This is a genomic window from Kiloniella sp. EL199, assembly GCF_900313065.1.
Classification (GTDB): Bacteria; Pseudomonadota; Alphaproteobacteria; order Kiloniellales; family Kiloniellaceae; genus Kiloniella.
The window spans coordinates 323,962-337,133 of the sequence record NZ_OMPU01000010.1; the positions used below are offsets into that span (position 1 = coordinate 323,962).

The 13,172-nt window shown below is 46.1% G+C and carries 11 protein-coding genes; 5 read left to right on the plus strand and 6 right to left on the minus strand.

Annotated elements, in window-relative coordinates:
• Window positions 1-5: 5 nt before the first annotated feature.
• From D9A03_RS09975 to D9A03_RS09995, 4 genes are all read right to left on the minus strand, one after another.
• Window positions 6-1,178 (minus strand): GNAT family N-acetyltransferase, encoded by a 1,173-nt coding sequence (locus D9A03_RS09975; RefSeq protein WP_120497042.1) that lies wholly within the window; start codon window positions 1,176-1,178, stop codon window positions 6-8.
• Window positions 1,179-1,403: 225 nt separating this feature from the next.
• Window positions 1,404-1,871, minus strand: a complete 468-nt coding sequence (locus tag D9A03_RS09980; RefSeq protein ID WP_120497043.1) for a RidA family protein — start codon at window positions 1,869-1,871, stop codon at window positions 1,404-1,406.
• 828 nt (window positions 1,872-2,699) lie between these two features.
• A complete protein-coding gene (locus tag D9A03_RS09990) occupies window positions 2,700-6,362 on the minus strand; it encodes a vitamin B12-dependent ribonucleotide reductase (protein ID WP_120497045.1) in 3,663 nt (1,220 codons plus the stop codon).
• Between the two features lie 616 nt (window positions 6,363-6,978).
• Window positions 6,979-7,884 carry a DMT family transporter gene (locus tag D9A03_RS09995; protein ID WP_120497046.1) on the minus strand — a complete coding sequence of 302 codons (906 nt, stop codon included), beginning with the start codon at window positions 7,882-7,884 and terminating at the stop codon, window positions 6,979-6,981.
• Between the two features lie 348 nt (window positions 7,885-8,232).
• Between D9A03_RS09995 and D9A03_RS10000 the strand changes: the two genes are divergently transcribed.
• From D9A03_RS10000 to D9A03_RS10020, 5 genes are all read left to right on the plus strand, one after another.
• Complete coding sequence (locus D9A03_RS10000) at window positions 8,233-9,087, plus strand: hypothetical protein (RefSeq protein ID WP_120497047.1); 855 nt, start codon at window positions 8,233-8,235, stop codon at window positions 9,085-9,087.
• A gap of 199 nt (window positions 9,088-9,286) precedes the next feature.
• Window positions 9,287-9,667, plus strand: a complete 381-nt coding sequence (locus D9A03_RS10005; RefSeq protein WP_120497048.1) for an NADH:ubiquinone oxidoreductase subunit NDUFA12 — start codon at window positions 9,287-9,289, stop codon at window positions 9,665-9,667.
• An 85-nt stretch (window positions 9,668-9,752) separates the two neighbouring features.
• Entirely contained in the window at window positions 9,753-10,202 is a 450-nt protein-coding gene (gene mlaD / locus D9A03_RS10010) for an outer membrane lipid asymmetry maintenance protein MlaD (RefSeq protein WP_120497049.1), read from the plus strand.
• A 39-nt stretch (window positions 10,203-10,241) separates the two neighbouring features.
• Window positions 10,242-10,472: a hypothetical protein gene (locus D9A03_RS10015; protein ID WP_120497050.1), complete on the plus strand. Its 231-nt coding sequence runs from the start codon at window positions 10,242-10,244 to the stop codon at window positions 10,470-10,472.
• 113 nt (window positions 10,473-10,585) lie between these two features.
• Complete coding sequence (locus D9A03_RS10020; RefSeq protein ID WP_120497051.1) at window positions 10,586-11,014, plus strand: DUF2155 domain-containing protein; 429 nt, start codon at window positions 10,586-10,588, stop codon at window positions 11,012-11,014.
• A 63-nt stretch (window positions 11,015-11,077) separates the two neighbouring features.
• On the opposite strand, the gene aat is transcribed toward D9A03_RS10020, so the two are convergent.
• Both aat and accC read right to left on the minus strand, forming a co-directional pair.
• The gene (gene aat, locus D9A03_RS10025) at window positions 11,078-11,746 is read right to left on the minus strand and encodes a leucyl/phenylalanyl-tRNA--protein transferase (protein WP_120497052.1); all 669 of its coding nucleotides are present in this window, start codon (window positions 11,744-11,746) and stop codon (window positions 11,078-11,080) included.
• 64 nt (window positions 11,747-11,810) lie between these two features.
• Window positions 11,811-13,160, minus strand: coding sequence for an acetyl-CoA carboxylase biotin carboxylase subunit (gene accC, locus D9A03_RS10030; RefSeq protein WP_120497053.1), 1,350 nt, complete (start codon window positions 13,158-13,160; stop codon window positions 11,811-11,813).
• Between the last annotated feature and the right edge of the window lie 12 nt (window positions 13,161-13,172).

Genomic DNA, 13,172 nt, shown 5'->3' on the forward strand with positions numbered 1-13,172 from the left:
CGAAGTTACTTTTTGAAAGGGCGGAGTTCGCAGAGCATTTCGATCTCACGATCAACTGCAGGGTTTTCGCTTTGTAAAAAGCGGGCAATGGCATCGCGGAAATTGGGATCGGATATACCATGGAGACTGTAAGTTCTATTTGGTAGATAGCCGCGCTGAATTTTATGTTCTCCCTGCGCTCCGGCTTCTACACGCTTGAGGCCATGGGTGATGGCATAGTCTATAGCCTGATAGTAACATAGCTCAAAGTGCAGGTTTGGATAATGGCCGTGGGAACCCCAGTTGCGGCCATAGAGTGTATCGCCGCCGAGCAGATTAAGCGCGCCGGCCACCATCACTGGACTGGCGTATGAATAATCCCACGCGGTGCTCAGGATAACTTTTTTGCCGAGCTTTGATCCCAAAAGCTGAAAGAAATCACGATTGAGATAATCGTGCGCGTATTTCTTATCGACTGTGCTGAGGTAGAGTTGATAGAACTGATCGCAGATTTCAGAGGTCAGATCGCTACCTGTTAAGGTTTTTATTTCCAGACCATGGCTGTGTGCGTCGCGGCGTTCTTTTTTAATGGCTTTGCGTTTGCGCGAAGACAGGGCGGCAAGAAAATCGTCAAAGTTTTGATAGTTGTTATTTTCCCAGTGGTACTGCATCCCGGTGCGGGCCAACAATCCGGCGGCTTTAAGTTCGTGCCATTCCTGTTCAGTGGTAAAGGTCAGGTGCAGGGATGAAGCTTCGTACTGTTGCAGGATTTGCAGCATGGCATTGATGAGGGCCAGACGTAGCTCTTTTGTTTGTTCCGGTGTGGTCGGAGCGATGAGCAGGCGTTTGCCTGTCACCGGGCTAAAGGGAACTGCGGACTGCAGTTTGGGGTAATAGGCACGTCCCGCTCGCTCGTAAGCGTTTGCCCAGCTCCAGTCAAAGACGTACTCACCGTAGGAATGGCTTTTTAGATAGAGTGGCGCACAGGCAATTATATTGCCGTTATCGCCCATGATCGTCAGGTGTTGAGGTTGCCACCCCGTTTCTGCGCTGACGGAGCCGCTTTCTTCCAGTACTGATAAAAAGGCATGGGAAATAAAGGGATTATTATCTAGCGCATCGTTCTGGGCACAGCGATCCCAAGCTTCTGAAGGAATGCTGTTTATGCCGGGGTGAACTTCAACGCGCAATTGGCTCATTCAAGACCTGATTAATCAAAGCGGGGTAGGAATGCTGTTTGCTAAAAATAGGAAGATAGGCTTGTGGATACAAGGTTTAGAGAGAGTATGAGGTTACTTTTGAATAAGATCTTGATTTTCCTCGTTTTTAAAAAAGCAAAAAGGCAGGTTGTCGCGCCTGCCTTTTGTTGTATTCGCTTCTTCTGTTTTGATTTTTGCGAGGATTCCTACCCGAAGAAAAATATCTTAGTCAATCTCAGCAACACAATCGACTTCAACCGCAATGCCAAGTGGCAGGCTAGGCGCAGAAACGGCTGCACGGGCATGCACGCCTTTGTCACCAAAAACTTCAACCATCAGGTCAGAAACACCATTAATGACTTTTGGTTGATCAACAAAGTCAGGTGTAGAATTTACAAAACCGCCAAGTTTGACGATGCGCTTCACGCGATCAAGATTACCATCTGTTGCTGCATTAAGTTGTGCAATGATGTTGATGCCGCAAAGACGGGCCGCTTCCTGACCTTCTTCAACAGACATGTTGTCACCAAGCTTGCCTTTGTAGAGGACTTCACCATCTTTGATCGTGATCTGGCCAGATATAAAAACGGTATTGCCGGATGTTACGTAACCAACATAGTTTGCAACTGCTTTTGCAGGCTGAGGGACTTCAATTCCAAGTTCTTTCAAACGGGCATCAACTGTACCAGTCATGACTCTATCCTTATTCGTTTTATAACGTTACCTTTTAAGAACGCGTCCCTTTTCACAGGGATCTCGTTTAGTGTTCCGGGGACGTGTTCTCAAGCTTGTACAAGAACAAACAACTCTATGATTTTGCATAGATGATTTTATGTTTTGCTCTTCTCAACTTAAAAAACTGCGCGAATTTTATCTCTCCTGCTTGCAGACGCAAGCAAAGTTCGCAAAAGAGCAGGAAAAAACAGGATTTTTAAACCCTGCTATCGCATTTGAGGAACATTGTGTCGTTTATGTTCTACTGATCTTTGCGGTGAGGCTTCTCACACCTTTTTAAGAAATCGATTCTATAGTGAGGTTAGGAGGGGGAGGTAATGAATATCAAAATGTCTTTGTGACTGAAGTTATTTTTATACAATTTACTGCCCTATCTTATATGGGGAAGCTGTTTAGCAGTCCCATCTGTGATTCAATATTATGAGATAATGTCAGCAGGAAGGCTTAACTTTGTCTTTTACGCTTACTTTTTCTTGATTCCTGCAGTGTTTTTAATGAATTTTTTCTTATTCAAAAGGCAGAAACTACAGATTAAATCGGTAGCTTATTCTCTTTTGTTATCTTGTTTATATGCCTTAGTTGGGCATCCGATGATATTCATTTATCCTATTGTGAGACTTGAATTAGGCTTGGGGATATAGTCATACAAAAAGGGTGGCCGGGGCCACCCTTTTTGCTGCGAAGAAGCGGGAAGCGACAAGAGAGATCTGGATCCTGTCGCGCTCACCGCTGCTCTATCAGTCATCCCTCACGGTGTTTTACCACGATGACTGAAAAACTGCTCTCTTAGGAGCAACCTGTTGTCCCGCCGCAGGTATCGCATTTCAGGCAGGTACCGTTACGGACAAGGGTAAAATTTCCACACTCGGGGCAAGAGTCGCCTTCATAGCCTTTCATACGGGCTTCGCGAACTTTTTCCATGCGTGGGTTTGCTGCTTTTGTTGTGGTTGTTTCCACAACAGTTTCCGTTGTTGTCGGGGCCGGAGTTGCAATTTCCTGAGTTGCTTCGGCTGTTGCCGCAGAAGCCACGATTTCTTCAGTTGGGCGTCCACCGTTTACAACCATCAATTTGTTGCGGACGTAACCTGTGGACGCAACACGACGTACTGTTTCTGCTACAGCATCTTCAGGCTTTGGCGGTGTGCTTTCGCCAGTGCCTTTACCCAGCGTGTCTGGCGTGATGTCTGCGGGTTCCACGTGGGCGAGATCATTACGACCAAGGTAGGAAACAGCCAATTCACGGAAGAGGTAATCAAGGATGGATGTTGCCATCTTGATGACATCGTTCCCTTCGACCATGCCTGACGGTTCAAAGCGGGTGAAGGTATAGGCCTCGACGTACTCTTCCAATGGAACACCGTATTGCAGACCGATGGAAATTGCGATGGCGAAGTTGTTCATCAGGCTGCGGAAGGCGGCACCTTCTTTGTGCATATCGACAAAGATTTCACCCAGGGCACCATCTTCGTACTCACCCGTACGCAGATAAACCTTGTGACCCCCAACGATGGCTTTTTGTGTATAGCCTTTACGACGAGATGGAAGCTTCTTACGCTCGGTAACTGTTTTTTCGATAACGCGTTCAATGATACGTTCGGCAACAATTTCGACACGTTTTGAAGAGGATGCTTCTTCCATTGCCTCTTGTTCGTCTTCGTCGAGTTCAAGAAGAACACCGGAAGAAAGAGGCTGTGACAGTTTGGAGCCGTCACGGTACAGCGCATTCGCTTTCAAGCCGAGTTTCCATGACAGCATGTAAGCATCTTTACAATCGTCGATAATCGCATTTGCCGGCATGTTGATTGTTTTGGAAATCGCACCGGAAATAAACGGCTGGGATGCGGCCATCATACGAATGTGGCTTTCGGCAGAAAGGAAACGTTTGCCGGTTTTACCGCATGGGTTCGCACAATCGAAGATTGGTAAATGTTCGTCCTTAAGGTGCGGTGCACCTTCGAGGGTCATGGAGCCTGTGCAATAGATGTTTGCGGCATCAATGTCTTTACGGTTGAAACCCAGTTCAACAAGCATGTCAAAGTTCATGTCGTTGAGTTGTTCATCCTTGAAGCCCAGTACATTTTTGCACAGATCGTCACCAAGGGTCCATTTATTGAAAATGAACTTGATGTCAAAGGCACTGCCAAGACCAGCTTCGACCGCTTCGACCGCTTCGTCTGTAAAGCCCTTGGCTTTCAGGGCTTCGTGGTTGATGCCTGGCGCATTCTTCAACGTGCCATGACCAACTGCAAACTTGATGATATCGTTAATCTGGTCTTCGCTGTAGCCAAGATTACCGAGAGCACCGGGAACAGTACGATTGATGATCTTGAAGTAGCCACCGCCAGCAAGTTTTTTGAATTTCACAAGCGCGAAGTCAGGCTCGATACCTGTGGTATCACAATCCATAACAAGGCCGATTGTTCCTGTCGGGGCAATCACAGTGGTCTGTGCGTTACGATAGCCGTGCTTTTCACCAAGCTCTAGCGCCTGATCCCAAGCGGCTTTGGCTGCTTCGACCATTTTCTGATCCGGGCAGTCTTTGGCGACGATTGGCACAGGAAGAACTTCGAGTTCTTCATAGCCAGCTTCTTCGCCATAGGCAGCGCGACGGTGGTTACGCATCACGCGCAGCATGTCTTTTTTGTTGAGGTCGTAGCGTTTGAACGCGCCGAGTTCACCCGCCATTTCAGCAGATGTGGCATAGGCTGTACCGGTCATGATCGCGCTTAGGGTCGCACAGATTGCACGGCCTTCGTCTGAATCATAAGAAACGCCAGTGGACATTAACATGCCGCCGATGTTGGCAAAACCGAGACCTAGTGTACGGAACTCATAAGAATACTGAGCGATGGATTTTGACGGGAACTGTGCCATCAAAACGGAAATTTCCAACGCAATAGTCCACAGACGTGTTGTGTGGATGTAAGCTTCGATATCAAAGCTGCCGTCTTCGCGCAGGAAGGTCATCAGGTTCATGGATGCCAAGTTACAGGCTGTATCATCCAGGAACATGTACTCAGAACAAGGGTTAGAGCCGTTAATGCGACCGGACTTAGGGCAGGTATGCCACTCGTTAATCGTGGTGTCATACTGGATGCCGGGGTCAGCACAGGCCCAGGCTGCGTGTGAGATCTGGTCCCAAAGATCACGCGCCTTGACCGTTTTATGCACTTTCCCATCTGAACGACGGATTAAATCCCAGTCGCCATCTTCTTCAAGTGTCTGGAAGAAACCGTTGGCAACACGCACAGAGTTATTGGAATTCTGGCCGGATACTGTCAGATAGGCATCTGAATCCCAGTCCGTGTTGTAGGTTTCAAACTCAATGTTTGTGAAACCCTGTTCTGCGAATTGAAGAACGCGCTGAACGTAGCTCATGGGAACTTCGTGACTGCGCGCAGATTTGATGGCTGCTTTCAATGTGGTGTTCTTGCGCGGATCAACCCGGTCTTTGCCCGAGAGCTGATCTGTATTACACGCTGCCATAATTTTGGTCAGATGTGTCTGGCAGATTTTTGAGCCGGCTACAAGGGCGGCAACTTTCTGTTCTTCGACAACTTTCCAGTTGATGTATTCCTCGATATCCGGGTGATCCAGATCCACGGTTACCATCTTGGCTGCCCGTCGTGTTGTTCCACCGGATTTGATTGCCCCGGCGGCACGGTCACCAATTTTGAGGAAGCTCATCAGGCCGGAAGATTTCCCGCCACCTGAAAGAGGTTCTGCAGCACCACGAACACGAGAGAAGTTTGTACCTGTACCTGAACCATATTTAAACAGACGCGCTTCACGAACCCAAAGATCCATGATGCCGTTTTCATTTACAAGATCGTCATCAACGGACTGGATGAAACAGGCATGGGGCTGTGGATGCTCATAAGATGATTTTGATTTGGTGAGCTTGCCGGTTTTGTAATCGACATAATGGTGTCCCTGTCCGGGGCCATCAATACCATAGGCCCAGTGCAGGCCGGTGTTGAACCACTGTGGAGAATTTGGCGCCGTCATCTGATTGGTGAGCATATAGCGCATTTCGTCAAAATAGGTACGGGCGTCTTCTTCACTATCGAAGTAGCCGCCTTTCCAGCCCCAGTATGTCCAGGTACCTGCCAGACGGTCAAAAACCTGTTTGGCAGAAGTTTCACCAATGATGCGTTCGTCTTCGGGGATGTCAGACATTGCGTCATGATCTGGTTCTGAGCGCCACAACCATGACGGGACAGAGTTTTCTTCTACTCGTTTAAGTTTTTGCGGGATACCGCGTTTTCGGAAGTATTTTTGCGCGATAATATCGCATGCCACCTGGCTCCAGTTAGCTGGAACTTCAATGTCCTTAGCCTGGAAGACTATAGAGCCATCCGGATTTTTGATTTCACTGGTTGTGAAGCGAAACTCAATTGCGTCGTAGACATCTTTCCCGGTTTCCGTAAAGCGACGTGCGATGCGCATGCCGTATCCCCTTTAAATATAACAAGACTCATTAATAGAGCTCTGGAAAAAAGGTGTTGATATCCTGTCCCAGAACTCACTCGTATCACTCAGCCCACAAGTTCAGAACTCTGCGGGTTTCTGCGAGTAGAAGCACATTTTGTTGATCTGAATTGATTTAACCACAATATTTGGTTGTCGTCATCACTATTTTGCGTATTGACACACTATTTTGTATGTACCCGGTTTTGAATAAGCCTGTGGATAAATCTGTTGATGAGAAGAGGACGAAATCTATTGTGTTTGAAAAGTGGCGGAAAAATCAAACTCTTTAACAGATATATAAAATGCGATTTTATTTATTTAAAAACGTGAAAAAAATATCTCAAAGAATTTCGAATCTGATCGGAATATCCCAGTGTGAATTTTGCCGGGTTTTCATTACCGATTCGTGTCAGTAAAAAGAAAATTAAACAATTACATTTCACGATGAATTCCTGATTATGAGATCGTATTACCATAAATATCTGAAAAATATAGGCTTAACCAATAAGTTGTAATAACAGAAAAAAATCGTGAAATAATTTGCCATGATGAGAGTGCAAGGTTGCGGAGACACGAGGGTTGGTTCTCTGGATTAGGGTGCTGCTACTCTAACCGGTCGATAGCAGGAAATAACAACGGCACTTAAAACAAAAATTGATCCGATTATCTGGGGCTGATTTAAGGTCTCGTGCAACACAATGACGGCTGTTATGATTGTAATCACTGGCTCTATGTTAAAGAGCATGGCTGTTCTGGAAGGGCCAATAAAATTGACAGTTGCGATTTGCCCCAAAGTTGCCAGCAGGTAAAGTAGGGCAATTGTTATCGAAAGAACCCAGCCAAACCATTGATTTGACCATTCGTTCGGCAAACTGACATTGCCATCGAAAAGAAGATACAGGCAAGTCAAGGCCGTTGCGACAATGTTCACATAAAATACAATTGTCAGGTTGGGGACATGGCTTACCACTGATCTGCTGACAATTAGCGTGCCGGATATGGAAAAGGCAGCCCCCATAACAAACAGAACACCCCGCCAATCCAGCTCTTCTATATTTGTACCCAGGGCAATCGTGATGCCTGTAAACGCGAGAATGGAAAGACCGAGTTGGATAAGGCTTGGTAAACGTCTTTGCAGTAGTGGATCGATTACAGTGACAATAACAGGGTAGGTGTAGAATAAAATGGCACCGAGGCTAACAGGAATGTAGGTAACGGCGGATAGATAACAGACCGTGACACCGAAAATAAGTAATCCCATGCTACAAAGAGGCAGGATTTTATTTTTAGGTACGGTCAATGTGCTTTTGGTGACAAGAATTATGGCAGCCATAATCAGGCTGCCAATGATAAAGCGTATGATCGTTGCGCTACTGGCTGTAACCCCAAGGCTATGAGCAAAGGGGAAGACTGGTGTGATTAGCCCAAAGGCAGTACCTCCTGCAAGACCTGTGACAATACCAGCGAGTGGCGGCTTTTTTGTTTGTGCATTGTTCACTGGGACGTTCTTTGGGATGTTCTTTGGCCTCTCGCTAATATTCTATAAAAAAGTGCAGGAATCAGTAGTGCTTTGAGAACGGATACCTTTATTTATACAGTGCTGTCTGGCTACCAGTTGATATTATTTGATGATGACTAAAGCTTTTTTTGCTGAGTGCTGCAAGGAAAAGCATTTACGATATGTATCTATGAGCTAACGAAATTTAATGAATTTTCCGGGGTGTGACTTTTGGCCTGCAATCAAAGAGGCATCAGAGCGTGTATCATCCGGTTGTCTATGTTATTTAAGTTCCAGATTAATACGGCGTAATTAGAAGATCAAAAAGACCGGAGTGAGAACGGCTCTATGAGAGTTTCCCTATTAGATTTCCGCGACAGGCTTGAAGATTGCCTTGAGGCAAGAGGAGCACAGGAAATTACCCTTGATCGGGCTTCATCCATGATACAATGGGCTGAACGCCTTCATCGTTGTGGTATTCGTTTTTTGGCTAAGAATAATGATGCCTATAGCCGAACGGATATGACCAGGATTGAAGAGGTAACTGAAAAGGGGAATGCCGTATTCCTGAATGCGAATGGGCAATCATTGGCAGTTGCCGGCATTCAGGCACTGGAAAAAGCCAGCGTTAGTGCAAAAGAGCAAGGTATGGGGCTTGCCGTTATTTCCGGCGTTTGTGATTTGGTTGGCTTGGGACAACTTGTTGAGGAAACTGTGCAGGACGGTTTGGCTTGTTTTGCGACCTTTATGGTTGATCCTGTTTCTGAAGAGGGGCAGATCCTGACAGAGCTTTATGGCAATAGCCGTGGTATTGTTGGTGTACCGGGGGATGACGAAGATCTTTATATAGAACTGTATGGCCTCCCCGTTAGTCATGATGTTTTTATGCAGGGTATCACACCAAGCAATATCGGGGAATTGGTTGTAAGCGCCCTGACTAAATCAGATCAGGCAAAATCGGATAAGCAGGTATCAGGCTGTACGATTTTGGTTTTGGATCTTCCCCAGCTGTATCTGGATATGATTAAGGGGCTTGAAGCCGGTGTTTCCTCTGCGCCTGCGCGTTTATTTAATCCGGCAGATCAGATTGCCAGAAATCAGGATATTGCAGAACAAGGTTACCAGATTGAGGAAGGAGATTGGGAGATGATCTGTGCACAGGAAGGGCTGGCAAGCGTGTCTAAAGAGGGTACAGAGGCATAGCTGGGTAAAAATTGCGTCATTTTTGCGCCCTTTAGGCTGGACTGAAAGAGGTTGCAGTGTAATATTCAGCGCAGAACGACAAGTAGCGTTTCGCGAACGATGCTTAGTATTTATTAAAAAGAGCGGTTACTTTAAGTAGCTGTTCATAAGACAGATATATAAGAATAGGGTTAGAACCCAATTCAATTAAGGAAGAGATATGGCTGGAACTCCTCTTGGAACTCGTCTGTTTACATGGCTCAAAGGTGAGTTGGTTGGACAAGATCAGGACGGTAACAAGTTCTATCGCACAAAGGGCGGCAGTGAAGTACATAAGAATAGCCTGCGGTCCGAACGTCGTTGGGTTATTTATAACGGTGAACCTGAAGCAAGTCGTGTTTCTGCTGACTGGCATGCCTGGATCCATCATACAACGGATGAATTACCACCAGAAGGTGGGTATGCCAAACATGATTGGCAGCAAGAACATCAGCCAAATAAAACAGGTACAGCCGAAGCATACCGTCCACAGGGAAGTATGTTAAAAGCAGGCGAACGCCCACGTGTTTCTGGCGATTATGATGCCTGGCAACCTGAATAAATTTTATTATTAGAGGCTGAGGTTGGTTTTTCTGAGCTTCTGCCTTTATTTTATTAATTAATTTGTCTTATCACAGGTGAACTTGATGAATAGAAGTATTGTTGAAACAATTATTGGCGGCTTTGTTTTGCTTGTTGCTGTTTCCTTTGGCTTCTATGCCTTTAGTAACAATTCGGGTGGATCTTCTGCGGGATATGAAGTTGTTGCCGAGTTTGATAATGCAAGTGGTTTGGTTTCAGGCACAGATGTTGAAATCGCTGGGGTAAAGGTTGGAACTGTTCTTCGTCAGGAACTTGACAAAGATACCTATTTTGCTGTTGTCACACTTTTGATTGATGAGGATGTCAAGCTCCCCAAAGGAACTTCGGCACGCATTCTTTCTGATAGTTTGCTGGGCGGCAATTTCGTTAGTCTTGAACCTGGTGGAGAAGACGAGTACATCGAAGCCGGTGGATCAATTGATGATACCCAGGGTTTTGTAAATCTAATGGACCTTCTTGGTCGTTTTGTCTTCTCTTCCGCTGATAGCGATTGATCATAGATTTCAAAAGAGAATCTTAAGGGTGGCGTAATCATGACAGATAAGTCGAAATCATTAACTGTCTGGCGCCAACCTGATGGAGAACCTCTTTCCTGCCTTGAAAAGATCAAAGTCTTGAATGAAAATCTGGAAGAAATAAGAGAACTCTCGCAAGACGCACTGGAAGATGCTGTCCTTATGGGGGGGGACGAAGGTCAGCTAAGAGAAGTTTTGAAGACTATTGTTGATGATCTGGTGAATCCCTACGCGTCAAAAAAACACTGATAGGCCCTGACAACTGATAGGCCCTGACAACTGATAGGCCCAGACAAAGGAACATTGTTAACTTGTTACAGGTTGTGAATAAAATTACTCCTAAGCGAGGCAGTTCACCGTCGATGACGGCTTTAATTGTCGGGGTTTTCATGGGTAGCTTTGTCGGAACGGTTTCTCAATCTGCCAAGGCCGAGATGATTTCTTATGAGGTTGCTGTTTTACAGGGGTTGAACAAGATAACGGCGCGTGTATCAGAACTGCGAGTACCCGTAAATCAACCAGTTCGTTTTGGTTCGCTTGAGATTATCGCGAGAGAGTGTCGTAAAAGTCGCCCGGAAGAAATGCCTGAGTCTGCTTCCTTTCTCGAAATTGATGACTATAAAGAAAACATTGAGGCAACGCAGATGTTTGCTGGCTGGATGTTTGCTTCTTCCCCTGCCGTGTCGGCGATGGAGCATCCTGTCTATGATATCTGGGTGGTGAATTGTATTTCCCGGGATGAGGCGCAAGCTTTATCCGAGCAAACTGAAAAAGAAACAAAGGCAGAGTAAGAATAATCGCACTTCCATGAGATTTCTCTAAGTGGAAGATGCTTTCAATTACGACTCATAAAATCAATCTCCTGTGTATAGAGTGGGGCGATTGCCTTTACAGCTTTCAATGAAATCTGATAGTTCGTTTTCTGATAGTTCTATTGGGAAACGGGCAGGGGCCTGCATCGCTTCGAACAGACATTTCTTGTATATCTCACGATCTACTTCAATTGCGCCAAACTGGCTTAGGTGTTCTGTGGTAAACTGTGTGTCCAGTAGGCTGTAGCTCCCTTTCACAAGGCGAGCGGCGAGATGGATAAGAGCCACTTTGCTTGCATTACTACGACGCGAAAACATGCTTTCGCCAAAGAAAGCTCCGCCCAAAGAGACTCCATAAAGACCGCCAACGAGTTTACCATCAAGCCAACACTCTACGGAATGAGCAAAACCTCTCTTGTGAAGCTGGGTGTATATTTTTTTTATAAGTGGATTAATCCAGGTATCCGGGCGTTGCGATGTTGCTGCTGCACACATTTCCAACACGTTAGGAAAGGCGGTATTACAGCGGATTTCGAAAGGTTTTTTTCGTAGCGTTTTGCCTAAAGACCGAGAGATATGGATCTTATCCAGAGGAAGTATGCCGCGATTCTCTGGATCTATCCAATGGAGATCCAGAGAATCATGACTTTCAGCCATTGGAAAAACGCCAATGGTATATGCTTTTAAGAGTAGATCTGCAGTGATCTCCATGAACACCTATGCCCTGAAAAATTATGCTTAAACACTTAATTCGGGGAATGCTTGTCCAGTTTTTTTACCCTTTATTCAAGCTATCAACAAACTTTTCCAGCCAGTGGATGTCATAGACACCTGATTGGAATTGTTCATTATTTACCAACTCCATGTGTAGTGGAATTGATGTGTTCACACCATCAATAACGTACTCTTGCAAAGCACGTCTCGTTTTCATGATGCAATCTGCACGATCATCGCCATGAACAATCAACTTGGCAATCATGCTATCATAAGTTGGTGGAACTTTGTATCCCGCATAGATCGCCGCATCAACACGAACACCAAGTCCGCCAGGTGCATGATAGCCTTTGATTTGGCCGGGAGAAGGCATAAAGTTGAAGGGATGCTCGGCATTGATGCGACACTCAATAGCGTGACCATTTAGAACAACTTCGTCCTGCGTGTGGCTTAGCTTTTCACCTGCGGCAACGCGAATCATTTCTCGCATGAGATCAATGCCACTGATGGCTTCGGAAATCGTGTGCTCAACCTGAATACGAGTGTTCATTTCAATGAAATAGAATTCACCGTTTTCATAGAGATATTCGATCGTGCCTGCACTTTTGTATCCAAAGCCAAGCATGGCATCGGCAGAAATTTTACCAATACGGTTACGTTCTTCTTCGGTGAGCATCGGCGATGGTGCTTCTTCAAGTACCTTTTGGTGACGCCGTTGAAGCGAGCAATCGCGCTCACCCACGTGGATTGCGCCACCTTGTCCATCGCCTAGCAGCTGGATTTCAATATGCCGGGGCGTGCCCAGATATTTTTCCATATAGACAACATCATCACCAAACGCTGCTTTTGCTTCATTACGGGCCAGTCGGAAACCGTCACGAAGTTCGTCATCGTTGTTGGCCACTTTCATGCCGCGGCCACCACCACCCGAGCGTGCCTTGATCAGAACTGGGTAGCCAATTTCCTTGGCAATTCTGATGCCATCTTCGGCACTTTCCAGTGCTCCGTCAGACCCGGGAACAACCGGAATGCCAAGTTTGATGGCCGTTTCTTTGGCTGCTACTTTATCCCCCATAATCCGAATGTGTTCAGGAGAGGGGCCAATAAAGGTAAAGCCATGCTCTTCAACCATTTCTGCAAAGTCAGCATTTTCTGAAAGAAAACCAACGCCGGGGTGAATTGCATCAGCGCCCGTCATTGTCGCTGCCGAGAGGATGGCTGGTATGTTAAGGTAACTGTCTTTACTTGGTGCAGGGCCAATACAAACGGACTCATCGGCAAGGCGAACGTGCATTGCATCGGAATCTATTGTGGAATGAACTGCAACGGTTTCGATGCCCATATCGCGACAGGCTCGAAGAATTCTAAGCGCTATTTCGCCGCGATTGGCAATGAGGATCTTTTTGAACATGAAGCCTTCTTG